Source organism: Pseudomonas sp. EA_35y_Pfl2_R5, assembly GCF_963970805.1.
In the GTDB taxonomy this organism is placed as follows: domain Bacteria; phylum Pseudomonadota; class Gammaproteobacteria; order Pseudomonadales; family Pseudomonadaceae; genus Aquipseudomonas.
The window spans coordinates 88,335-110,178 of sequence record NZ_CAXAOW010000006.1 but is presented as its reverse complement, the minus strand read 5'-3'; the positions used below and the strand labels follow the sequence as shown (position 1 = coordinate 110,178).

21 protein-coding genes are annotated in these 21,844 nt (G+C 62.8%); 15 read left to right on the top strand and 6 right to left on the bottom strand.

Annotated features, from left to right (window positions below):
* Positions 1 to 10: 10 nt before the first annotated feature.
* Positions 11 to 1,078, bottom strand: coding sequence for an AraC family transcriptional regulator (locus AACX99_RS13085; protein WP_339412386.1), 1,068 nt, complete (start codon positions 1,076 to 1,078; stop codon positions 11 to 13).
* 159 nt (positions 1,079 to 1,237) lie between these two features.
* Between AACX99_RS13085 and AACX99_RS13080 the strand changes: the two genes are divergently transcribed.
* On the top strand, positions 1,238 to 3,064 hold the full coding sequence (locus AACX99_RS13080) for a long-chain-acyl-CoA synthetase (protein WP_339412385.1): 1,827 nt from the start codon (positions 1,238 to 1,240) through the stop codon (positions 3,062 to 3,064).
* A gap of 30 nt (positions 3,065 to 3,094) precedes the next feature.
* Here the strand turns inward: AACX99_RS13080 and AACX99_RS13075 are convergent, their stop codons facing one another.
* Together AACX99_RS13075 and AACX99_RS13070 are read right to left on the bottom strand one after the other, a co-directional pair.
* Entirely contained in the window at positions 3,095 to 3,397 is a 303-nt protein-coding gene (locus tag AACX99_RS13075; RefSeq protein WP_339412384.1) for an I78 family peptidase inhibitor, read from the bottom strand.
* Between the two features lie 238 nt (positions 3,398 to 3,635).
* On the bottom strand, positions 3,636 to 7,997 hold the full coding sequence (locus AACX99_RS13070; RefSeq protein ID WP_339412383.1) for a DEAD/DEAH box helicase: 4,362 nt from the start codon (positions 7,995 to 7,997) through the stop codon (positions 3,636 to 3,638).
* Positions 7,998 to 8,142: 145 nt separating this feature from the next.
* On the opposite strand from AACX99_RS13070, the gene AACX99_RS13065 reads away from it, so the two are divergent.
* From AACX99_RS13065 to AACX99_RS13025, 9 genes are all read left to right on the top strand, one after another.
* Entirely contained in the window at positions 8,143 to 9,072 is a 930-nt protein-coding gene (locus tag AACX99_RS13065; protein ID WP_339412382.1) for an ABC transporter ATP-binding protein, read from the top strand.
* Positions 9,069 to 9,830 (top strand): ABC transporter permease, encoded by a 762-nt coding sequence (locus AACX99_RS13060; protein WP_339412381.1) that lies wholly within the window; start codon positions 9,069 to 9,071, stop codon positions 9,828 to 9,830. The genes AACX99_RS13065 and AACX99_RS13060 overlap by 4 nt, the downstream gene beginning before the upstream one ends.
* 181 nt (positions 9,831 to 10,011) lie before the next feature.
* Positions 10,012 to 11,241: an RNA polymerase sigma factor gene (locus AACX99_RS13055; RefSeq protein ID WP_339412380.1), complete on the top strand. Its 1,230-nt coding sequence runs from the start codon at positions 10,012 to 10,014 to the stop codon at positions 11,239 to 11,241.
* Between the two features lie 135 nt (positions 11,242 to 11,376).
* Positions 11,377 to 11,721 (top strand): YciI family protein, encoded by a 345-nt coding sequence (locus AACX99_RS13050; RefSeq protein ID WP_160013537.1) that lies wholly within the window; start codon positions 11,377 to 11,379, stop codon positions 11,719 to 11,721.
* Positions 11,722 to 11,769: 48 nt separating this feature from the next.
* Complete coding sequence (locus tag AACX99_RS13045; RefSeq protein ID WP_339412377.1) at positions 11,770 to 12,555, top strand: DUF899 domain-containing protein; 786 nt, start codon at positions 11,770 to 11,772, stop codon at positions 12,553 to 12,555.
* 17 nt (positions 12,556 to 12,572) lie between these two features.
* Complete coding sequence (locus tag AACX99_RS13040; RefSeq protein ID WP_339412376.1) at positions 12,573 to 13,001, top strand: YybH family protein; 429 nt, start codon at positions 12,573 to 12,575, stop codon at positions 12,999 to 13,001.
* Between the two features lie 173 nt (positions 13,002 to 13,174).
* Complete coding sequence (locus AACX99_RS13035) at positions 13,175 to 13,585, top strand: HPF/RaiA family ribosome-associated protein (RefSeq protein WP_339412374.1); 411 nt, start codon at positions 13,175 to 13,177, stop codon at positions 13,583 to 13,585.
* Positions 13,586 to 13,840: 255 nt separating this feature from the next.
* On the top strand, positions 13,841 to 14,311 hold the full coding sequence (locus AACX99_RS13030; RefSeq protein WP_339412373.1) for a hypothetical protein: 471 nt from the start codon (positions 13,841 to 13,843) through the stop codon (positions 14,309 to 14,311).
* A 134-nt stretch (positions 14,312 to 14,445) separates the two neighbouring features.
* Positions 14,446 to 15,297 (top strand): CAP domain-containing protein, encoded by an 852-nt coding sequence (locus tag AACX99_RS13025; protein ID WP_339412372.1) that lies wholly within the window; start codon positions 14,446 to 14,448, stop codon positions 15,295 to 15,297.
* A gap of 177 nt (positions 15,298 to 15,474) precedes the next feature.
* On the opposite strand, the gene AACX99_RS13020 is transcribed toward AACX99_RS13025, so the two are convergent.
* Positions 15,475 to 15,900, bottom strand: a complete 426-nt coding sequence (locus AACX99_RS13020; RefSeq protein ID WP_339412370.1) for a helix-turn-helix domain-containing protein — start codon at positions 15,898 to 15,900, stop codon at positions 15,475 to 15,477.
* 72 nt (positions 15,901 to 15,972) lie between these two features.
* Between AACX99_RS13020 and AACX99_RS13015 the strand changes: the two genes are divergently transcribed.
* Positions 15,973 to 16,482, top strand: coding sequence for a DUF2938 domain-containing protein (locus AACX99_RS13015; RefSeq protein ID WP_339412368.1), 510 nt, complete (start codon positions 15,973 to 15,975; stop codon positions 16,480 to 16,482).
* A 10-nt stretch (positions 16,483 to 16,492) separates the two neighbouring features.
* Here AACX99_RS13015 and AACX99_RS13010 read toward each other — a convergent pair whose 3' ends face one another.
* Entirely contained in the window at positions 16,493 to 17,074 is a 582-nt protein-coding gene (locus tag AACX99_RS13010; RefSeq protein ID WP_339412367.1) for an NAD(P)H-dependent oxidoreductase, read from the bottom strand.
* A 152-nt stretch (positions 17,075 to 17,226) separates the two neighbouring features.
* Here AACX99_RS13010 and AACX99_RS13005 point away from each other — a divergent pair, with 152 nt between their 5' ends.
* Together AACX99_RS13005 and AACX99_RS13000 are read left to right on the top strand one after the other, a co-directional pair.
* Positions 17,227 to 17,532, top strand: a complete 306-nt coding sequence (locus AACX99_RS13005) for a putative quinol monooxygenase (RefSeq protein ID WP_339412366.1) — start codon at positions 17,227 to 17,229, stop codon at positions 17,530 to 17,532.
* Positions 17,533 to 17,631: 99 nt separating this feature from the next.
* Complete coding sequence (locus AACX99_RS13000; protein WP_339412364.1) at positions 17,632 to 18,231, top strand: DJ-1/PfpI family protein; 600 nt, start codon at positions 17,632 to 17,634, stop codon at positions 18,229 to 18,231.
* Positions 18,232 to 18,286: 55 nt separating this feature from the next.
* On the opposite strand, the gene AACX99_RS12995 is transcribed toward AACX99_RS13000, so the two are convergent.
* Complete coding sequence (locus AACX99_RS12995; protein ID WP_339412362.1) at positions 18,287 to 19,639, bottom strand: sensor domain-containing protein; 1,353 nt, start codon at positions 19,637 to 19,639, stop codon at positions 18,287 to 18,289.
* A gap of 210 nt (positions 19,640 to 19,849) precedes the next feature.
* On the opposite strand from AACX99_RS12995, the gene AACX99_RS12990 reads away from it, so the two are divergent.
* Together AACX99_RS12990 and AACX99_RS12985 are read left to right on the top strand one after the other, a co-directional pair.
* Positions 19,850 to 20,533 carry a response regulator transcription factor gene (locus AACX99_RS12990; protein ID WP_339412360.1) on the top strand — a complete coding sequence of 228 codons (684 nt, stop codon included), beginning with the start codon at positions 19,850 to 19,852 and terminating at the stop codon, positions 20,531 to 20,533.
* Positions 20,523 to 21,782: a sensor histidine kinase gene (locus tag AACX99_RS12985; protein ID WP_339412358.1), complete on the top strand. Its 1,260-nt coding sequence runs from the start codon at positions 20,523 to 20,525 to the stop codon at positions 21,780 to 21,782. The genes AACX99_RS12990 and AACX99_RS12985 overlap by 11 nt, the downstream gene beginning before the upstream one ends.
* Positions 21,783 to 21,844: the final 62 nt, after the last annotated feature.

The window sequence follows — 21,844 nt, the reverse complement described above, 5'->3', positions numbered from 1 at the left end:
GCCGACTGGTTTACAGGTGCGCCAGTATGCCCGGTCTGCGAGCCTTAGTTAAATCTGTCGACTCGCCGGCAACCTGTTGTTGGTAGGCTTTCGGTGACAGGCCAAACCAGCCTTTGAAGGCTTTGTAGAAAGCGCTTGGCTCGCTGAAACCCAGTTCGCGGCTGAGCGCCTCGATCCGGCAGCCGGGCTGCTGCAGGCGTTGCAGCGCGTGTTGGCGACGTACTTGGGCCAACAGGTCAGAGAAGCAGCAGTCTTCTGCACGCAGGTGCCGGTGCAGAGTTTGCCGGCTGATGGCCAGGTGTCGCGCTATACCGTCTGCCGACAAATCACCGCTGAGCAGGTTCTGCTCAATCAACTGCAGCACCTGCAGGCGGGTGCTGTGCTGCGTTGGCAATTGAGCCTGCATGGCGCTGACCCGTTGCTGCATCAGGTCCTTGAGATAGGCATTGGCCCCCAGCACTGCTAGCTGTAGATCACTCTCCAGCAGATCGAGGTAATCGAAGACCTCGGCAAAGCGTGGCTGCACCCCGAATACCTGCCGGTAGATCGTCGGGGGCGCCAGTGGTGCATGGCGAAAGCCCACGGCCTGCGGCATCAGTCGCACCCCCGTGAGCTGACGCGCCCAGCACAGCGCGGAACTGAGGCTGTGCTCGCTGACTACGGGGTGGCCGAGCAACGGCGCGTTGAACAGAAAGTGGATACGCACCCGCCCGCCCAATGGCTCGACGCGCAGGTGCTCGCCCTCGCTCATCACTGGGATATAGCGGCGAAACAGTTCAATGGCCTCACCCAGCGTGGCGCTCTGTGCGGCCAAATGGGCAACTGGCCCGCGGGTGTGCAGGCCGCGCTGCTGGCCAACGAGCAGGCCGATCTCCGCACGTGCACCACGGCTGGCTGCGCGCTGCCAGAGGTGCAAGGCCCAGCGCACCGGCACGCGCATCTCCAGGTTTTTCAACTGCTCCAGCTCGACGCCCAATTCGTCCAGGTCATCCGGGCCGGCCAGGTCGAACCCCTGCAGAGACAGGTACAGATCAAGCAACTGTGAAGCGGTTGCGCTAGGTGTGTGGGCCAGTGGCATGGGATGTCCTTTTCCAACCAAGAGGTGCTCGATTGTGCGCCGTCGGTGAGACAAATTGCCACTGCGATGCAACCTCTGGCTATTAAACGCACAGCAGCGAGCGACTAGATTGACCGGCAAACAACATCGAGTGCTTCGCACCGCCTGGAGTCCTGCGCCATGAGTCATGCTGACCTGATCACCTTGCCCCGCCTGCTGTCTCGTTTGCCGCGTCTGCTTGTCGACCTGCCCGCTATCGTCAAGGGGTTGCATATTGGCAATCGCAGCCGTGGCGATTACCCCGTCAGCCTGGCCAGTTGTATCGAGGAGGCGGCGCGCGACAATCCGCATGGCGTGGCGCTGATCCAGGGCGACGAACAACTCACCTACGCCGAGTTCGACCGCTGGGCCAACCAGCTGGCGCACTATCTGCGTGCTCATGGCCTGCGCCAGGGCGACAGCGTGGCGCTGATGTTCGAGAACCGCTTCGAGCTGCTCGCCGGGGTGGTCGCCTGTGCCAAGCTCGGTGCGGTCAGCGCCCTGATCAACAGCAGTCAACGCGGCCGCGTGCTGGCCCACAGCATCAGCTTGGCATCGCCGCGCATGGTGCTGGTGGGTGAGGAGCTGCTGGACGCTTTCACGGAAATCGCAGCGGAGGTGGCGCTGCCCGCCGATGCCTGTCACTACTTTGCCGACCGCCCAACCTGGCGCGATCCTGGCGAGGCCCCCGCAGGCTGGCAGCACCCAGCCGCCTTGCTGCACGGCTATCCCGTCGATGCGCCGTTGCTGGAACGCGCAGTACGCGCTGATGACCCCTGTTTCTATATTTACACCTCAGGCACCACCGGCCTGCCGAAAGCCGTGGTGTTCAACCACGGGCGCTTTATGAAGGGCTACGGTGCCTTCGGTTTTGCTGCCGTGCGCTTGGGCCGCGAGGACCGCATGTACGTCAGCCTGCCGTTCTATCACGGCACCGCCATGGTGGTGTGCTGGGGCTCGGTACTGGCCGGCCAGGCGGCATTGATCATGGTGCGCAAGTTCAGCGCCAGCCGTTTCTGGGATGAGGTGGAGCGGCATCGGGCGACTGCCTTCGGCTATGTCGGCGAGCTGTGCCGTTACCTGCTCGACCAGCCGGCGCGCCCCAGCGACGCCGCCAACCCGATCCGCGTGATGGTCGGCAACGGGCTGCGCCCGAGCATCTGGCAGGCGTTCAAGCAGCGCTTCGCGGTCGAGCGGGTGGTCGAGCTGTATGCCTCCAGTGAGGGCAATATTGGCTTTACCAACCTGCTCAATCTCGACAACACCGTGGGCTTCTCGCCTTATCCCTACGCCATCGTTCGCTACGATCAGGAGCGCGAGGCGCCGCTGCGCGAGAACGGCCACCTGCAGCGTGTGGCCAAAGGCGAGGCGGGCCTGCTGCTGGGCAAGATCACCGACAAGTCGCCGTTCCATGGTTACACCAATACCCGTGACACCGAGCGTTGCATCCTGCGCGATGTGTTCGAGCCGGGCGACGCCTGGTTCAATACCGGCGACCTGATGCGCGATATGGGCTTTCGCCATGCGCAGTTCGTTGATCGTCTGGGTGACACCTTCCGCTGGAAGGGCGAGAACGTCTCCACCACCCAAGTCGAAGCGGTGCTGGATGGCGTGGAAGGGGTCAGCGAAACTGTGGTCTATGGCGTCGAGGTGCCTAACACCAATGGCCGCGCTGGCATGGCCTGTATCCGTCTGGCCTGCGCGCCAAAGGATTTTGATTTCCAAGCGCTGCTCACGCACTTACGCCAGGAGCTGCCGGCCTACGCCGTACCGCTGTTCTTGCGCTTGAGCGCGGAAATGGAAACCACCGGAACCTTCAAACACAAGAAAGCGCCATTGAAGGAGCAGGCCTATGACCTCGACCGCTGCAGTGACCCGCTGTACGCCTGGTTGCCAGGGTCAGACCGTTATGTGCCACTGACCCGCGAGTTGCAAGCGACTATCGCCGCAGGTGGTTACCGCTACTAAGGACTAACAACCTGTCACGACTGAGCCGCATTACCCGCACGTCAGACGAATAATCGCTTCGCTTTCATCGATATCGATATTCAGGCGCTGCGGGTTGTAATCCATGGTGGCGGCGTCGCCTGGGGCGAGTACGCGGACCTTTTCCGCGCCGGCCTGCAGGCGGGTCTGTTCGACGGTTTCCGCCGAGGCGAACTGGCCGAGCATGGTTTGTACGGCCTCGGCGGTGCATTCGCTGGGCGGCTCGGCGGCTTGCTCGCTCGCCGTATCGCGGGAACCGCAGCCGGTCAGGGCGACCAGCAGGAGCAAGCCGATGGGGAACAGTCTGGCGGACATGCGCAAATCCTCGTTTCGATATCAGATCGCCGGCGCTGCGGCGGTATGCCTGTTTACCATAGGCCAAGGGATAAATGAGCGTCGGCTATCTCATCAGGTGACGTATGCACGCGGGCAAAAGCCCTCCGCGCGGCAGTGGGCTGGCGCTGTGGCGGGGGCGCGGCGGTCGATGGCGGGCGTGGCGGTGTGCGCCGCGACAATCGCCGCAAGCCCGACCTACCAATGAGCGTGGTTGGCTTTAGGGCTGCGATCCGGCGCGATAGGGGCGCTGACTCGGGGGCGTTGGCAGGCCGGGTTGGCGGATCAGCGCGGCTTGCCATTCGCCTGCGGTGAAAGTGTCGGCCTGTTGCAGCAGCTGGGTCTTGCCGGCGATCAGGTTCGCTACCGGCACGCCGTCGCGGTATAGCAGGCGGTTGCCGGCCAGGGCCGGCACCTTGTTACCGGGCAGCAGGGTGCCGAGCAGGTTCAGCGGGTCGCAGGCGGAGAGGCTGATTAGGCTGCCCTCGGTTGACCTTTTGCGCACCTCACGCAGCAGGGCGACGGCTTCCGGCAGGGCGAACTGTTCGCCGACCACGCCAGCGACGAAGCGCCCACCGCGGATTTCGCCGCGGGCTTCCAGGCGTTGGTAGACCCGCAGCAGTTCGCGCCAGGACGGCAGCCACTCGGCCTCGCGCTCGAGCAGGCGCCAGCAGACCACACCATAGCGGCGCAGCAAGGTGCGGGCGATATGTTCCAGGGCCTCGGCGTTCAGTTTGTTTTCTGCTTCCTCTCCACGACCGCGCAGCAGCGCCCAGCGGCCGGCGTCCTGCATATTGGCCAGGGCGCGGTGGGCGCGGCGCTTTTGTTGGTTGCGTTTGGCCGCTGGCAACAACAGCGAGCGCAGCCCGGCGAAGCTGTCGGCATTAGCCAGGCCGAGGGCCACCAGTTCGCCGAGGCAATCCTCCAGTTCGCTGCGCAGCAGATGCGCTTCGTCCTGCAATTCGTCGAAGAACAGCGCACCCTGGTTGGCCAGCACCTGACGCAGACGTTCGGCGCGCGGCGAGGGTTCGGCGGTTGGCGTTTCGCCCAAACAGGCGCGCCACAAACCGAGGCTCTTGCGCGGCAGCAGCACGATCGGCGTGCTGCGCAGCGGACCGCCGGCCGAGCGGTTGCGCCCGGCCAGGCGACACCATATCAGCCGTCCGGAGCGGCACAGATCGTCGAGCCAGTTGATCCCGTAATCGCTGACTCGGCTCGGCAGTATTTCGCTTTCCCAGGCGCCGGCCGCCGCCTGGAAACCTTCCAGCAGGCCCAATACCCCGGCCAGGGCTTCGGCGCCGCGCCCCCGGCTGCTCGGCGCCACGCGCTGCCAGTCGAACAGAAAACGCATAAAGTCGGCGCGGTCCACTGGCTCGATTTCGCGGCGCAGGCGTTTGACCGTGTAGCGATGGATACGCGCTAACAGATGGCGTTCACACCACTCTTCTTTCAGGCTGCCTGGCGAGAAACGCCCGCGCAGCACATAGCCTTCGCGTTCCAGGGCGAGCAGGGCGAGATTGATCGCCGATTCATCCTGGCGCAGATCAGCGGCGATTCGCGTCAGGGTCAAGGGCCCGAAGCCGCTAAGCCGAGCGCGTAGCAGCTCAACCAGGGCCGCGTCCGCTTGCCAATCGGTATCGTAACCAGCCGGCGCTTGGATGGTCGGTTTGTATATCGCGTGCGGCTGCAGCGCCTGCCATTGGCTAAGGCGTTCGGCCGCCAACCATAAATCAGGCGCGTTCTCCAGTTGCAGACAGGTGGCGCGTTTGCCTTTGGCCAACTGGGCCAGCCAGGTCGGCCAACCGCTATTGGCCTGCGCCTCGGCCTCGGTGATGGCACCCAGGCTCAGCAGCGCTTCGTGCATTTCGTCGGCGTCGCGTACCTCGGGCCAGGCTTCCTCGCGCACCGCATCTATGGCCTCGGCATCCAGGGCGCCGAGGTCGTCGCCGGACGCAGGGTCGCTCCAGCGCCGGCTCTGCACCGCCTGGGTGCGGCGTTCCTCGATCGGTGCATCGTCGAGGTAGGCATAGGGCCGGGCATTGAGGATTTCCGCGGCCAACGCCGAGGGCGCCGGCAGGTCGCGGGCGATCAGCTCGATCTCGCCGGCCTCCATGCGCCGCAGCAGGGCCAGCCAGGCCTCGCTGTCCATGGCCTGGTGCAGGCAGTCGTCGAGGGTCTGTGCGACCAGCGGATGATCGGGGATTTCGCGTTCTCCGACGATGTTTTCCAGGCAGGCCACCTGGTCGGGGAACACCGTAGCCAGCAGGTCTTCGCTGTGCATGCGTTGCAGCTGCGGCGCCACTTTGCGCCCGCCGGCAAATCGCGGCAAGGCCAGGGCCACCCCGGCGTTCCAGCGCCAACGCACGGCGAACAGCGGCGCATCCAGTACCGCTTGGATCAGCACCTGTTCGGCACTGTTGGAATGCAGGTAACGCCACACCTCGTCCAGCGGGAAGCTGTGGCTGGTGGCCAGCGAGAGGATCAACGCGTCCTCGGTGGCGGCGGCCTGCAACTCGAAGTTGAAGCTGCGGCAGAAACGCTTGCGCAGCGCCAGGCCCCAGGCGCGGTTGAGGCGGCTGCCGAACGGCGAATGGATGATCAACTGCATGCCGCCGGATTCGTCGAAGAAGCGCTCCATCACCAACCGCTGCTGGGTCGGCAGGCCGCCCAAGGCGGCGCGGGCACGGGCCAGGTAGTCGACTATCTGTTGCGCAGCGGATAGGTCGAGGCCGATGGTTTGCATCAGCCAGGTGATGGCGTTTTCGATTGGGTTTCCGTGGTTCAGGAGCTGTTCGACCTGCTCGCGCAGCCGCGCCACCCCTGCCGACAGCTCGTCGCTACGTCCCGGCGCTTCGCCGAGCCAGAACGGGATATTCGGCGGCTGGCCCTGGGCGTCCTCGACCCGCACTTTGCCCGGCTCCACGCGCAGGATGCGGTAGGACTGGTTGCCCAGCTGGAACACGTCGCCGGCCAGGCTCTCCACGGCGAAGTCCTCGTTGAGGGTGCCGACCTGAAAGCCCTGGGGTTCCAGCAGCACGCTGTAATCGCCGGCATCGGGGATGGTGCCGCCGCTGGTGATAGCTGTCAGGCGCGCGGCACGCCGGCCGCGCAGGCGGCGATTCACCGCGTCGCGGTGCAGGTAGGCGGCGCGCACGCCCTGGCGGCCGCTGTAGCCTTCGCTGAGCATCTTCAGCAGGGCATCAAAACTGGCGCGGGGCAGATCGTTATAGGGCGCAGCGCGAGTCAGCAACTGGTAGAGCTCGTCCTCGCCCCATTCGCGGCAGGCCACCTCGGCGACTATCTGTTGGGCCAGCACGTCCAGCGGCGCATGGGGGATTTGTAGGGCGTCCAGCTCGCCGCGTTGCACGCAGTCGAGCAGCGCGGCGCATTCGATCAGCTCGTCGCGCGATTGCGGAAACAGCCGGCCTTTGGGTGTGCCACCGACGCTGTGGCCGGAGCGACCGACTCGCTGCAAGAAGGCGGCGATGCTGCGTGGCGAGCCGAGCTGGCAGACCAGTTCGACTTCGCCGATATCGATGCCCAGCTCCAGCGAGGCGGTGGCGACCAGCACGCGCAGCTCGCCGCGCTTGAGGCGCTGTTCGGCGTCCAGGCGCAGCTCCTTGGCCAGGCTGCCGTGGTGGGCGGCGACCGCCTCAATGCCCAGGCGCTCGGACAGATGCCGGCTGGCGCGCTCGGCCAGGCGCCGGGTGTTGACGAACACCAGGGTGGTGCGGTGTTGCTGCGCCAGTTCGGCCAGGCGTTCGTAAACCTTGTCCCAAGTTTCGTTGCTCATTACCGCATCGAGCGGCACGGGCGGGACTTCGATGGCCAGGTCACGGGCGCGGGTGTAGCCGATATCGACGATATGGCAGGGCTCTGCTTGGTGACTGCCGAGCAGAAAGCGCGCCACCGCCTCCAGCGGTTTTTGCGTGGCGGACAGGCCGATGCGTACCAGGCGTCGTTGGCACAGCGCCTCCAGGCGTTCGAGGCTGAGCATCAGGTGGCTGCCGCGTTTGCTACCGGCAATGGCGTGGATTTCATCGACGATCAGGCTGCGACAGTCGGCCAGCATCGCGCGCCCGGATTCGGAGCCGAGCAGCACATAGAGCGATTCCGGGGTGGTCACCAGGATATGCGGCGCCTGCTTGCGCATCGCCAGGCGTTCAGCCTGGGTGGTGTCGCCGGTGCGCACCCCGGTGCGGATCTGCACATCGGCCAGGCCCTGGCGTTGCAGCTCGGCGCGGATGCCGGCCAGCGGCTCTTCGAGATTGATGCGGATATCGTTGGACAGCGCCTTGAGTGGTGAGACGTAAAGCACGCTGCAACGATCTGCCAGCTCGCCGCCCTGGGCCAGCCCTTCACGCACCAGGGCGTCGATGGCCGCGAGAAAGGCGGTCAGGGTCTTGCCCGAGCCGGTGGGCGCGGCCACCAGAGTCGAACGGCCGGCGGCAATCGCCGGCCAGGCCTCGATCTGCGCCGGCGTCGGCGCGCCGAAGCGTTGGCGAAACCAGGCCGCGACCGCGGGGTGGAAGGTCGCCAGCGCAGCGTCGGCCGAAGTGGTTATGGCAGGGATAGCGTCCATGCGGTCCATCATGCTGGCGTGGCGGTTTCGTCTCAAGGGCCGCTTATCCAGACTGCATCATTGCCGCCCGTACACGCGGGGCTTGCTTCGCCCCCCCAAAGGTTTCATACACTCTGCGCTTGTATTCTTCAGCCAAGGCCATCCCGTGCAACCGGTGATCTCGATTCAGCAACTGAGCAAGACCTACGCATCCGGCCATCCGGCGCTGCAAAATATCGACCTGGATATCCGCAAGGGCGAGATATTCGCCTTGCTCGGCCCCAACGGCGCCGGCAAGACCACGCTGATCAGCATTATTTGCGGCATCGTCAATCCAGGCGGTGGGCGGGTGCTGGTGGGTGGCAAGGACATCATCAAGGACTACCGCGCCGCCCGCGGGCAGATCGGCCTGGTGCCGCAGGAGCTGGTCAGCGATGTGTTCGAGACCGTCTGGGCCACGGTGAAATTCAGCCGTGGGCTGTTCGGCAAGAAGCCCGATGCGGCCTATCTCGAACAATTGCTCAAGGATTTGTCGCTGTGGGACAAGCGTGACGCGAAGATTTTCGAACTGTCCGGCGGCATGAAGCGCCGGGTAATGATCGCCAAGGCGCTCTCCCATGAACCGCAGATTCTGTTTCTCGACGAGCCTACCGCTGGGGTCGATGTGGAGCTGCGCCGCGATATGTGGAACATGGTGCGCCGTCTACGTGAGCGTGGCGTGACCATCATCCTCACCACCCACTACATCGAAGAGGCCGAGGAAATGGCCGACCGCATTGGGGTGATCAGCAAGGGCCGGATCATTCTGGTGGAAGACAAGCAGGCGCTGATGCACAAGCTCGGCAAGAAACAACTGACCCTGCAACTGCAGCAACCGTTGGCAAGCATTCCCGCCGAGCTTACGCGCTACGCGTTGGAACTGGCTGATGATGGCCACGCCCTGGTGTTTACCTTTGATGCGCAAAGCGAGCACACCGGCATCGCTGAGCTGCTCAAGGATCTGGCCCAGCACGGCATCGACTTCAAGGATTTGCAGTCCAGCCAAAGCTCGCTGGAAGAAATCTTTGTCAGCCTGGTCAAGGAGTCGCGCGCATGAATTTCTATGCCATCAAGGCCATTTATCTGTTCGAACTGGCGCGCACCTGGCGCACCCTGCTGCAGAGCATCGCCACCCCGGTAATCAGCACATCGCTGTATTTTGTGGTGTTCGGCTCAGCCATCGGCTCGAGCATGACCCAGGTACAGGGCGTCAGTTACGGCGCGTTTATCGTGCCGGGGCTGATCATGCTGGCGCTGCTCACAGAGAGCATCTCCAACGCCTCGTTCGGTATCTATATGCCTAAGTACTCGGGGAGCATCTACGAGCTGCTGTCGGCGCCGGTGTCCTACCTGGAAATCCTTGTCGGCTATGTCGGCGCGGCAGCTACCAAGTCGATCATTCTCGGCTTGGTGATCCTGCTCACCGCACGGCTGTTTGTGGATTTCGAGATTCTCCACCCGTTCTGGATGCTGGCGTTTCTGGTGCTTACTGCGCTGACCTTCAGCCTGTTCGGCTTCATCATCGGCGTCTGGGCCGATGGCTGGGAGAAGCTGCAGGTCGTGCCGGCGCTGATTGTCACGCCGTTGACCTTTCTCGGCGGCGCGTTCTACTCAATCAGCATGCTGCCGCCGGCCTGGCAGACGGTGACGCTGTTCAACCCGGTGGTGTACCTGATCAGCGCCTTTCGCTGGAGTTTCTATGGCGTCTCCGACGTCAAAGTCGGCCTGAGCCTGGCGATGATTCTCGGCTTTCTGCTGCTGTGTATCCTGGCCGTGGGCTTTATCTTCAAAACCGGTTATCGGCTGAAAAGTTAAGCCAGGAGCGGTAGCCCGGATGCAATCCGGGGGAGGTATCAGCCGATTTCCCCGGATTGCATCCGGGCTACGAAACTCCACGAAAGTCGTAGGGTGGATGACGCTTTACCCATCCACCAACCGCGATGGTGGATGAAAACAGCGTCATCCACCCTACATAACTCTGTTAGCGGGAGGCGTGATGGATACGGCCTGGCAGGCCCAGCTGGCGCAGCTCTACCGCAATGAATCGCGCCGCGTGCTGGCTACCCTGATTCGCCTGCTGGGCGATTTTGACCTGGCCGAGGAGGCGCTGCACGAAGCCTTTCGCGCGGCCATGGAGCAGTGGCCGCAGAGCGGTGTGCCGGCCAATCCACGGGCCTGGCTGGTGTCGGCGGGGCGCTTCAAAGCCATCGACAACCTACGCCGGCAGCGGCGTTTTCAACCCCTGGATGACCACGTCGAGTTGGCCGATGACGCGCTGCTGGACGAGGGCGAGTTGCTCGAAGACGACCGCCTACGGCTGATCTTCACCTGCTGCCACCCGGCGCTGGCCAGCGATGCCCAGGTAGCCCTGACCCTGCGCGAAGTCTGCGATCTGGGTACCGAGGACATCGCCCGCGCCTTCCTCACCACGCCCGCCACCCTGGCGCAGCGCATCGTTCGCGCCAAGGCGAAAATTCGCGATGCACGTATCCCTTATGAAGTGCCTGGACGCAGCGAATTGCCGGAGCGTTTGGACGCCGTGCTACGGGTGATTTACCTGGTATTCAACGAAGGCTATTTCGCCAGCTCCGGCGATTCGCTCACTCGCGCGCACCTGTCCGATGAGGCCATCCGCCTGGCGCGTTTGCTGCTGGAGTTGCTGCCCGAGCCGGAAGTGCAGGGCCTGCTGGCGCTGATGCTGTTGCACGAGTCGCGGCGCAGTGCGCGCAGCTCGGCCAGCGGTGAAGTGGTGCTGCTGGAGGCGCAGGACCGCCGCCAGTGGGACCGTGCGCTGATCGCCGAAGGCGACGCGCTGGTGCTGCAGGCTCTGCATTCGCGGCGTTTCGGCCCTTACACCCTGCAAGCGGCGATTGCCGCTGTGCATGCCGAAGCCGCCCACGCCGAGCAGACCGACTGGGCGCAGATCGTCGGGCTCTACGATGCCTTGCTGCGGCTCAATCCCTCGCCGGTGATCGAACTCAATCGCGCCGTGGCGGTGGCCATGCAGCAAGGCCCCGAAGCCGGCCTGGCGTTGATTGACGCGCTGCTGGCTAGTGGTGAGCTGGCCGATTACCACCTGGCCCATGCCGCTCGCGCTGATCTTAATCGCCGCCTGGGCCGTGTAGCGCCGGCGCGCGATGCTTATCAGCGGGCGCTTGAGCTGGCCCAGCAAGGCGCAGATCGGCAGTTTCTGCAGATGCGCCTGGACGAGTTGCCGATCGGCTAAGCCGCCATCCGACTGGCGGATAAGCGCAGCTTGGCTACCGTTGGTCGGGCCTGAAAATATTTTGTATGGCGCTGTCGATTCAGCGTCGCGCCATTCGATTAGTCAGTAACCGCGCCACACCCCCCGGAGAACGTCATGAAATACCTGTGCCTGGTCTACAGCAACGAGCATGAGCTGCACAACTCGCCTGACAGTCCACGTGACGAGGAATGTTTTGCCTACGCCGAGTCGGTAGCAGAAAGCGGCCGCATGCTCGCCGCTGAAGCGCTGGAGTCGGTGCAGACCGCCACCACGGTGCGTATGCGTGGCGGCAAGTTGTCGATCATCGACGGGCCGTTTGCCGAGACCAAGGAACAGCTGGCCGGTTTTTATCTGGTTGAGGCGCGTGACCTTAACGAAGCCATTCAACTGGCCGGGCATATCCCGGCAGCGCGCGTCGGTTGTGTGGAAGTCCGTCCGGTTCGCGAGCTGCAGGTTTAGAGCGCACGCTGCCCGCGTTGCTCAATCAACGGAAAAGGAGTGCTTTAAATGAGTCGTCCTGAATACCCCAAGATTGCCAGCCGTGAGCAGTGGCTGATTGCCCGCAAAGCCTTGCTGGCCAAAGAGAAGGCGCTGACCCAGCAGCGCGATGCCCTCAATGCCGAGCGCCGCCAGCTGCCGATGGTCAAGGTCGAGGCCGATTACCGTTTTCAGGGGGCCGAAGGTGAAGTGAGCCTGGTCGATCTGTTCGCTGGGCGCAGCCAGTTGATCGTCTACCACTTTATGTATCACACGGACCGCGGAGAAGGCTGCGCCGGTTGTTCATGCGTGGTCGACAATGTCGGCCACCAGGCCCACCTGCATGCCCGCGACACCACCCTGGTACTGGTATCCCGTGCGCCCTTGGCCGCTCTGCAGGCGTTTCAGCGGCGTATGGGCTGGACCCTGCCCTGGTATTCCTCATTGGGCAGTACGTTTAACTACGACTACCACGCGACCAACGACGAGCAGCTCGCCCCGGTGGAGTACAACTACCGTGACAAAGCCGAGTTGCAGCGCCTGGGCCTGAATTACCACGTGCAGGGTGAACAGCACGGCGTCAGTGTCTTTCTGCGCGATGGTGCCGAGGTTTATCACTGCTACTCCAGCTATGGCCGTGGTGTGGAAATGTTGATGAGCAGCTTCCATTACCTCGACCTTACCCCCTTTGGTCGTGGTGAAGGCTGGGACGGTATGCCTGATCTGGATGGCAAAGGCATGGACTGGACTCGCCTGCATGACGAATACCCGCAACCGGCAGCAGCGCACAGCTGCTGCGCCTCAACCAAGCCCTAAACGCAAGGAGTACGACCATGAGCAATTCACAAGCGCAGATTCAACAGCAACTGGACTCCTGGGCCGCGGCCTGCCGCAGCAAGGATGTCAGCCAGATCATCAGCCACTACGCCGAAGATGTGGTGGCCTACGACGCCATCGGCCCGCTGCGCTTCCAGGGGCGCGCCGCCTATCAGGCGCATTGGCAGGCCTGCATGGAAATGTGCAGTGGCCAGGCGTTATTTGAGATCCATCAGCCGAGCTTTTTGCTCAGTGATGGGCTGGCCGTGGTGCACTACCTGTTCCACTGTGGCGGCAGCGATGACAAGGGCGAAATGCAGAGCAGCTGGATGCGCGTCAGCCAGTGTTTCCGCCTACAGGGCGGGCAATGGCTGATCGCCCATGAGCATTTCTCTATGCCGTGCGATATGGAAAGCGGAAAAGTTTTGTTTGATTTGCAGCCCTAGCCTTGCAACTCACGGGGCGCAAGGGCTGCAGCCAACCAGCGGTGGTTGCGCTGCAGATTTGTGGTTACGACCAACGTCTTAGTACTTGCCTAAAGGGGGGCTGAGTGGCGTAGGCTGGAGTCGTCGCCTTGCTTGGCGACGCTATTCGCGAACAGTTGAAGAAGGAAAGCTATATGCAAATCCAAGTTCACAGCGATAACCACATCGAAGGCAGTGCCCGTCTGGTTGAGTGGGTCAGTGCCAGTGTTGCCAGCAAGCTGGAGCGCTTCGATGACGAGTTGACCCGTATCGTTGTCCATCTACATGACGACAACGGTGCCAAAGCCGGCGCGCATGACAAGCGCTGCCAGATCGAAGCACGGCCAAAGGGCCTGCAACCTATTTCCGTCACCCACAAGGCCGAGTCACTGGAACAGGCCATCGACGGCTCCATCGAAAAACTGCACCATGCCCTTGAGCACCAATTCGGCAAGCTGCGCAGCAAGCGCGCCACCCCTCTGCACACCAACCAGTCGGCTGATATGGGCCAGGATGCATTGCTGGAAGAGGACTTCCTCGCCGAGGAGCAGCTGCGCGCGGTCTAACAAAACACTCCGGGCGGCCGGCCAGGCTGGCTGCCCCATCCACGTATCGCACGCGCCCCCGCAGTTTTCTGCGGGGGCGCTGTCGTTTCCGGGCCCGGATTGGGCACTGCAGCGGCAACAGCCGGCCTGAGGCGGCAAAGTAGTGCCTCTTTGTCCAAGGCGGAATGGGCGCTAAGCCCTGGTTTTACTGGCTTGTCAGGGATTGGCCCATATTCTGCAGAAATGCCTGCCAGCTGACCTATGCAGGGATTCGCCATGACCAGTATTTCCAACAACTCGCCACTGCCGAGCTACTTCACCAACGCTTCCAAACCCAGCCCGGCCGGGGCTGCAGGCAGTGGCAGCAGTACCGAAAAACCGACCAGCGCGCCGGACCCGCTTGCGGAAATCCGCCGCTTTGCCAGCGGCATGGTGGCCAACAGCCGCGGAGGCCTGCTGCGCGCGATGCACGCCGAGAGCAGCGGCGCCAGCAACGCGATTGCCAGTGATCGCTTCCGCCCGGTGGCTGAGCAGGAGAGCGATACCTCGAAAATTGCTCTGCCAGATGTCGCCGAACTGGACCGTGAAGACGCCGCCAAGCTGCTGGCGCAGATCAACAAGCTGGTCGATGCAGGCCTAGACAAGACTGACAGCTTTATCGGCTACAACGGTGAGCAGCAGACCGACTCGCTGACCACCTACCGCGATTGGTTGCAGGCCAGGGGTGGCGTCAGCATTTACGTTTAAGAAGTCGTCTCGGATCTGCTGCCGAGTTCGCCAGCTGCGCTACCTGCGCATTGGGCTGGTTTCAGCACGCGAGGTGCGCCAAGATCACCCGACCACAGTGATGGGCATACCGCATGCTCAGGTCGAGGGGATTTATGGCTAGCAAGGAATTTATTCGGACGTTCGCCGCTCTGGGGGTGGCGTTGTTGTGCGCTGCGGGTGCGCAGGCCGCCGAGGAGGCGCAACTGCTCGGCTTAATCAACAGCTACCGCAGCGAAGTGCAGCGTTGTGGCGATCAGGCCTCCGCCGAGCTGCCGCCGCTGACGGCTGATCCACGTCTGGTGCAGCCGGTGGGTCGCTCGGGGGATCTGCAGCAGGCAATGAGTGCGGCGGGTTATCCGATGGTCAACGTGCAGGCCATCAGCCTGTCCGGCCCGCGTGATGCAGCGGCGGCGCTTAAGGTGTTGCAGGAGAGCTTCTGCAAGATCGTGCTCGATCCGCAGTTTGTCGATATCGGCGTCAATCAGCAGGACCGCGAATGGCGCATCCTCCTGGCTCGGCCATTACTGGCGGCGCGTCTGGGTGACTGGCAGGCAGAAGGGCAGAAGCTGCTTGAACAACTCAATAGCGCCCGCGCCACGGCGCGCCAATGTGGCAACCAGAGTTTTGCCGCTGCTGCGCCACTGGTGTGGAATGCCACCCTGGGCAGCACCGCCGAAGCCCACAGCCGGGCTATGGCCAATGGCAACTTCTTCGATCACTTGGACCCTGACGGCCGCACCCCCGGCGACCGTGCAGAACTTGCTGGCTACAGCGGCCAGCGCGTCGGTGAAAACATCGCCGCCGGTCTGGATAGCGCGAGCAAAGTGGTTGACGGCTGGGTGGCCAGCCCCGGCCACTGCGCCAACCTGATGAACCCGCAATTTAGCGAACTGGGCGCGGCCTACGCCAACGATCCCAAGAGCGACGCGGGGATTTACTGGACGGTAGTGTTTGGCGCGCCGTAGGCAGCCGGCGACGTTGAGGCGTAGGGGTTTTGCGGGTCGAAAAGCCTAACGCGTATTGCGCAGTTGGCTGTTATTGGGGGGTTGCTCATCAAGGTGGACAAGCTTCGCGTTGTCCACCCTACAAACTGGACGGCAATGTTTGGCGCGCCGTAACGGCGGTTATACCGAGCAAACGTGTTACTTGATCGGCGGATGAACCCTGGCTCTGGCTGTGGTGCGCGCGGCCAGGTTCATCAGTTGCTGGAACTTCGGGCATTCCAAATGGTTTTCCGCCGGGCAGGATGCCGCGTGGCGCAGGCCGTCGCGGATGGCGCTTAGGCGTTTGATGCTGCGGTCCAGCTCGTCGGCCTTGGCTTGCAGTTGTGCGCGATCAATCACTGGCTGGGTGCCTGCGGCGAGCATGCTAGCGATTTCATCCAGGGAAAACCCCGCCTCGCGGCCGAGGGCGATCAGTGCCAGGCGCTGGATCACCGATTCGCTGAATACTCGCTTGAGGCCGTTACGGCCGATGGAGCGGATCAGGCCCTTCTCTTCGTAATAGCGTAGCGTCGACGCCGGCAAACCGGACCAGTGCGAGACTTTGCCGATATCCATCTCTTTCATCCTTGACCTCAAGTTGACTTGAACTGGCAGGCTTATCAAAACAGCCTTTCAGACAAAGCAAAAGAGGTGGATATGCACAGTCAATTGATCCTGCAGGTGCTCTTGGTGGGCGTGGGTGCAACGCTGCTGATGGATGCCTGGGCGCTGGCGCGGCGGCGCTTGTTCGGCATTGCCTCGCTGGACTATGCCCTGGTCGGCCGCTGGCTGGGGTATATGCGCCATGGCCGTTTTCAGCATGCGGCCATCGGTAAGGCGCAACCGGTGCGTGGCGAGCGGTTGCTGGGTTGGTGCAGCCATTACCTGATCGGCGTGGCCTTTACCGGCCTGTTTGTGCTGTTGGTGGGGCCGCAGTGGCTGTGCCGGCCAACGCTGCTACCGGCGCTGTTGCTCGGCGTTGCTAGCGTGGCCGCACCGTTGCTGCTGATGCAGCCGGGGTTCGGCATGGGATTGGCGGCCTCGCGGATGGCCAATCCCTGGCAGGTCAGGTTGCGTGCGTTGGTCACCCATCTGGTGTTCGGCTTTGGTGTGTACCTGGTCGGCTGGCTTGGGGCGCAGCTGTTGGCCTTACCCCTCTGCCGCTAAGGTCGGCTGCTTAGCGCAGCACCTGCGCCAGATGCTGCTCGTAGCGCAGGATGTCGGTCTCGATGGCGGGGCGCTTCATCACGTCGACGCAGAGGAAGGTTGGCAGAGCGTTCATGCCGAGAAACTGGTTGGCCTTGTGGAAGGGCAGGTAGACGGCGTCCACGCCCTTGCCTTCGAAGAAGTCAGTCGGGTCGTCGAAGGCTTGCTGCGGCGCGTTCCAGGTCAGTGACAGCAGGTACTGCTTGCCCTGAATCAGGCCGCCGCTGCCGTATTTCTGCGAGGCGTCCGAGCGGGTGCGGCCGTCGCTGGCGTAGAGGCTGCCGTGGCCTTCGGTAAACACCTCGTCGAGGTACTTTTTCACCGTCCAGGGCGCGCCCATCCACCAGCCTGGCATCTGATAGATGATCACGTCGGCCCAGAGGAATTTCTGCACTTCCTCGGCGACGTCGTAGCCGCTGTCGATATGGGTCTTTTTGAGGTCGAAGCCGGCGCGATCGAGAAAGGCCAGTGCGGTGTCGTGCAGGGTGGTGTTGTAACGACCAGCGGAGTGGGCGAACTGTTTACCGCCGTTGAGTAGCAGGATCTTCTTCATGGCATGGGCCTCGGGAAATTGATGGCGGCATGCTAGGACGGGCGCTCGGGTAGAAACAGCCGCTGGCGGGCAAATGACATGTGACTAAAACGCATGAATAAGCCTGTTTTGGCTGTTGTAGGGTAAATAAACCCACCCGCCAGGAGCCCCAGATGGCTGATCAATACGGATTTATCCTGCATGCCCACACCCGCCCGGAAAAAGCCGCGGAGTTCGAGGCGCTGTTCCGCGCCTATGTCGAGCCCAGTCGCGCCGAGGCGGGCTGCATTGCCTATCACATGCTGCGCGACAGCCAGGACCCGACGCTGTTTATCTTCTACGAGGTCTGGCAGACGCAGGAGCACCTGGCGATTCACAGCGCCTTGCCGCATATGCGCGAGTTTTATGAACAGCGCATGGACTACCTGCGCCGTGATTTCGAGATCCGCGAGATCGAGATGCTTAGCCCGGCGGGCTGACGGCACACGTCTGTATGGTTATTGCCGCGTGCGACTGTGTCTATTCCACGGCGGCTGCCGGGCAGAGAATGACCGGATTCCATTGCGCCAGGGCTCACCATGCATATCGCCATCCTCACCTTTGACGGCTTCAACGAGCTGGATTCGCTGATTGCCCTGGGCATTCTCAACCGCATCAAACAACCGGGCTGGCGCGCGTCCCTGGCGGCACCGAGCGCAACGGTGACGTCGATGAATGGCGTGACGTTGCATCGCCAGGCACGGCTGGATGAAATCGAATCATTTGATGCGGTGCTGGTCGGCAGCGGCATCAAGACCCGCGAGATCGCCCAAGACGCAGACGTTATGCAGTGGCTGGCGCGACTCGATCCTGCGCGTCAGCTGATCGGCGGGCAGTGTTCCGGCACGTTGCTGCTGGCCAAGGCCGGCCTGCTGGCAGGTATTCCAGGCTGCACCGACCTCACGACCAAGCCCTGGGTACAAGAAGCCGGTATTGAAGTGTTGGAGCAACCCTTTTTCGCTCGCGGCAATCTGGCCACTGCCGGTGGTTGCCTGGCCTCTATCTATCTCGCGGCCTGGACGCTGGCACGTTTGGTTGGGCGTGAGGCCGCGGCCGAAGCGCTGCGCTATGTCGCGCCGGTCGGGGAGAAGGAGGCTTACGTGGCGCGGGCGCTCGGCAATATCGAGGCCTATCTGTAGGCGCGCTTAATCGCCGTGAAGGGGCGGAGTTATCCGCCGCGAGAGCCGCAAAGACTTATTTCAGTGGCTTTTCGACCACCACGTAACGTTTGCCGCCGCTGCGTTTGGCCATGTACATGGCTTCATCCGCGTGGCGCACCAGTTGCAACTCAGTCTGGCCATGCTCGGGGTGCATGGCGATCCCCAGGCTTGGCGCACTGGTCAAGGTGTGCCCTTCCAGCAGGTAGGGTGCGCTAAGAGCGGCAATAATCTTTTCGGCCACCAGGGTGGCATCTTCCTGGCGGCCGATGTTGTCGACGATCACCGCGAACTCGTCGCCGCCTAAGCGGCCCACCGTATCGGACTCACGCACGCATTGGCGCAGGCGCCGCGCGACTTCCTGCAGCAGCAGGTCGCCGGCGCTGTGGCCGAAGGTGTCGTTGATCTGCTTGAAGTTATCCATATCGAGATACAGCACTGCCAGGCGCAAGCTGTCTCTTTTGGCGCGCTGCAAGGCACTGCGTAAGCGGTCGAGAAACAGCGTGCGGTTCGACAGTTCAGTCAGTGGGTCGTACTGGGCGAGAAACTCCAGGCGCGACTGCGTGCGCTTGCGCTCTATCGCCGCTGCCACCTGACTCGACACAAACTGCAGCAGCTCTTGGTCCTGTTCGTTGTAGCGTACGCTGCCACCGTGGTTTTGTAGCACCAGTGCGCCGATGGTCTGAGTGCCCGAAATCAGCGGCACGCCAAGCCAGTCGAGGGTATGCGCAGCGGTCTCTGCGCCATGTTGGGCAAGCCACTGTGGCGCTGTTTCAGGGGTTAACAGCAGGGCAGTGGTCGAGCGAACCACCTCGGTACAGACATCCTGAGTGGCCGCTAGTGAGTCATCCGGATTGAGCGGGTAGGCAACGCTAAGCTGGTCACTTGTGGCGTCGTATAACGCTACGCAGAAGTGCTTGGCCGGCAGTAATTGCGCGATCACCTCATGCACACGGCCGTAGAGCATGTGCAGATCGTCAACCGCGTGGGCCGCTTCCGATATCGCATACAGTGCCGCCTGCACCGCCTCGGCTCGTTTGCGCCGGGTGATATCACGCGCCACACCGACGCGCACCTGTTCGGCTTCAAGCCACTGGGCAGACCACATGATGTGCACGATATGGCCGTCTTTATGGATATAGCGGTTTTCATGGTCGTGCGAGGGCTGGCCTGAATTGATGCGTTTGACCAGCGCCCGGCTGGCGGCGCGGTCGTCCGGGTGCATCAGTTCAAAGGCGGTGCGGCCAATCATCTCCTCGGGCCGGTAACCAAAAACCCGCTCGCTGGCCGCGCTAACGGAGAGAAAGCGGCCGTCGATATCCACTACGCAGACAACGTCCAGTAGCAGATCCAGCAGCTTGTCGTGAGGCAGGTGTGGGTTTGAGGTCATGGCCGTGAATATACTGTGCGGCCCGCAAGCTTCCTAGCGGGATGATTTTTCGCCACGCGTGACCGGCCTCAAGGCCGAAATGCACAGTAGCGGTTGTAGTTGTGGCATTGCAGGATGGTCATTGGCCACCGCCGAACGGGTGGCGCGAACCGGCAAGATCACCCAAGCAGTTTTTCAACTGTCCGCCAACGACTGAAAAGTGGGGCTCTTATGCATGTGCTGATTGTTGAGGACAACCCGGACATCATCGCCAACCTGTACGGCTATCTGGAGCTGCTGGGCTATACGCTGGATGTGGCGCGCAACGGCAATGCGGGAGTGACGTGTGCCACGGGCAGTTGCCATGATGCGATCGTTCTCGATCTGTCGTTGCCGGGGTTGGACGGCATGGAGGTGTGCCGCACGCTGCGCCGGGAATATCAGCTGACTACGCCAATCCTGATGCTGACCGCGCGGGACACGGTGCACGACAAACTGGCCGGCTTCGAGGCCGGGGCTGACGACTATTTGGTCAAACCTTATTCCCTGCCCGAGCTGGATGCCCGCCTGAAGGCGCTGGTGCGCCGCTCGCGCAATGAGCATGTGCAAGCGCTACTGAGTTTTGGCGAACTCTGCCTGGATGCCGGTATCGGCCGAGCCACGCGCGCAGGGCTTCAGCTCGATCTGACCCCCACGGGTTACAAGATTCTCAGCGCACTGATGCGCGCCGCGCCAAGGTTGATGACGCGCGAAGAGATCGAGCGCCAGGTGTGGGGGGACAATCCGCCGGAGAGCGATGCCTTGCGCACTCATATACATACCCTGCGCCGTGCGCTCGATAAGCCCTTCCCCCGGCCAATGCTGCTGACGTTGCCAGGCACCGGTTATCGACTGGTGGCTCCCGATGAAACCTAGGCTCTCGCTCAAACAGCACATCGCACTCGCCTATATTCTGCTGGCGGTTACGGTGGCCAGTGTTTTTAGCGTGGTTTCCTATATCTCTGTGGAGATTGTTGAGGAGCAGGTCATCGATGTTCGACTGGCCAGGATTACCGATGGACTGATCGGCGCACTGCTGCAGGGCCAGGTACCGGACGCACCTGCGGATGTAAGTGTTCTGCGTGACGCGGCTATTCCGCAGGCATTGCAACAGCTGCCTGCGGGCCGCCATGAACTGACGCTGGACAATCAGCATGTTCATGCCGTGCTGCGCGATTACGGCGGCAGCCGTTATGCGGTGGTTCAGGAGGTTGATGAGCTTGAGCACACGGAGCTCATCATTTTGCTGTCTCTGGCCAGCGGCTTTGCCGTCAGTGTGTTGCTTGCCGTCGTGCTGGGCATGCTCAGTGCGCGGCGGCTGATTGCGCCGGTGGCGGCGCTGGCTGATGCGGTGCAGCGCAATGCCGGCTCGACGGAACTGCCGTCGCTTAACGCACAGGATGAAATTGGCGTTCTGGCGCGCGCTTTCGCCAAGCGCACCGACGAACTGCAGCAGTTTCTGCAGCGCGAGCAGATGTTCACCGGCGACGTCAGCCATGAATTACGCACCCCCTTGACCGTCATGCTCGGTGCGGCCGAAGTGCTGGCCGCGCAACTGGCCGATCAGCCTGCGCAATACGCCACGGCTGAGCGCATCCGTCGGGTGGCAGGGGAAACCGCGCAGCGGGTCAGTGCATTGCTGCTGCTTGCCCGTGCTGCAGAAACACTGGATGCACCCTGTACCGTGCTAAACGCCATTGTCGAAGCGGAAATGGAGCGTTATCGGCCCCTGCTGCAGGGTAAAACGATCGAGTACCTGCTGGAGTCGAGCGAGCAGGTCACAGCCCATGTGCGCCCCGAATTGGCGGGCATCATCATCGGTAACCTGCTGCGCAACGCCTGCCAGCATACCGAGCAGGGCAGCATTCGCGTGCAACTCGGCGCTGGCCAAGTGGTGGTCGAAGACAGCGGTATCGGCATGCCCCAGCGGGTGCGCGAGCGCTTGTTCGAACGCTTTGTGCATGAGGGGCATTGGCCGGCACACGAGGGCTCGGGCCTGGGGCTGTCGATTGTCAAACGCGTGGCTGATCATATCGGTTGGGACGTGCGCCTGGAGACTGTGCCGGGCGGGGGCACCCGTTTCGTCCTGTCATTTCCAGCGTTGCCCACCACTCAAACCTCTTAACGCCGTCTTAACGCCGGGGTGGCTATCGTGCGGCTTCCGTGAGCAAGCTATTCAAGAGGAAG

Coding starts and splice junctions, on each gene's coding strand:
- AACX99_RS12985 (WP_339412358.1), top strand. CDS start 20,523: ATGAAACCTAGGCTCTCGCTCAAACAGCACATCGCACTCGCCTATATT.
- AACX99_RS12995 (WP_339412362.1), bottom strand. CDS start 19,639: ATGACCTCAAACCCACACCTGCCTCACGACAAGCTGCTGGATCTGCTA.
- AACX99_RS13035 (WP_339412374.1), top strand. CDS start 13,175: ATGCAAATCCAAGTTCACAGCGATAACCACATCGAAGGCAGTGCCCGT.
- AACX99_RS13085 (WP_339412386.1), bottom strand. CDS start 1,078: ATGCCACTGGCCCACACACCTAGCGCAACCGCTTCACAGTTGCTTGAT.
- AACX99_RS13015 (WP_339412368.1), top strand. CDS start 15,973: ATGCACAGTCAATTGATCCTGCAGGTGCTCTTGGTGGGCGTGGGTGCA.
- AACX99_RS13040 (WP_339412376.1), top strand. CDS start 12,573: ATGAGCAATTCACAAGCGCAGATTCAACAGCAACTGGACTCCTGGGCC.
- AACX99_RS13020 (WP_339412370.1), bottom strand. CDS start 15,900: ATGAAAGAGATGGATATCGGCAAAGTCTCGCACTGGTCCGGTTTGCCG.
- AACX99_RS13075 (WP_339412384.1), bottom strand. CDS start 3,397: ATGTCCGCCAGACTGTTCCCCATCGGCTTGCTCCTGCTGGTCGCCCTG.
- AACX99_RS13005 (WP_339412366.1), top strand. CDS start 17,227: ATGGCTGATCAATACGGATTTATCCTGCATGCCCACACCCGCCCGGAA.
- AACX99_RS13070 (WP_339412383.1), bottom strand. CDS start 7,997: ATGGACGCTATCCCTGCCATAACCACTTCGGCCGACGCTGCGCTGGCG.
- AACX99_RS13050 (WP_160013537.1), top strand. CDS start 11,377: ATGAAATACCTGTGCCTGGTCTACAGCAACGAGCATGAGCTGCACAAC.
- AACX99_RS12990 (WP_339412360.1), top strand. CDS start 19,850: ATGCATGTGCTGATTGTTGAGGACAACCCGGACATCATCGCCAACCTG.
- AACX99_RS13045 (WP_339412377.1), top strand. CDS start 11,770: ATGAGTCGTCCTGAATACCCCAAGATTGCCAGCCGTGAGCAGTGGCTG.
- AACX99_RS13080 (WP_339412385.1), top strand. CDS start 1,238: ATGAGTCATGCTGACCTGATCACCTTGCCCCGCCTGCTGTCTCGTTTG.
- AACX99_RS13010 (WP_339412367.1), bottom strand. CDS start 17,074: ATGAAGAAGATCCTGCTACTCAACGGCGGTAAACAGTTCGCCCACTCC.
- AACX99_RS13000 (WP_339412364.1), top strand. CDS start 17,632: ATGCATATCGCCATCCTCACCTTTGACGGCTTCAACGAGCTGGATTCG.
- AACX99_RS13060 (WP_339412381.1), top strand. CDS start 9,069: ATGAATTTCTATGCCATCAAGGCCATTTATCTGTTCGAACTGGCGCGC.
- AACX99_RS13055 (WP_339412380.1), top strand. CDS start 10,012: ATGGATACGGCCTGGCAGGCCCAGCTGGCGCAGCTCTACCGCAATGAA.
- AACX99_RS13025 (WP_339412372.1), top strand. CDS start 14,446: ATGGCTAGCAAGGAATTTATTCGGACGTTCGCCGCTCTGGGGGTGGCG.
- AACX99_RS13030 (WP_339412373.1), top strand. CDS start 13,841: ATGACCAGTATTTCCAACAACTCGCCACTGCCGAGCTACTTCACCAAC.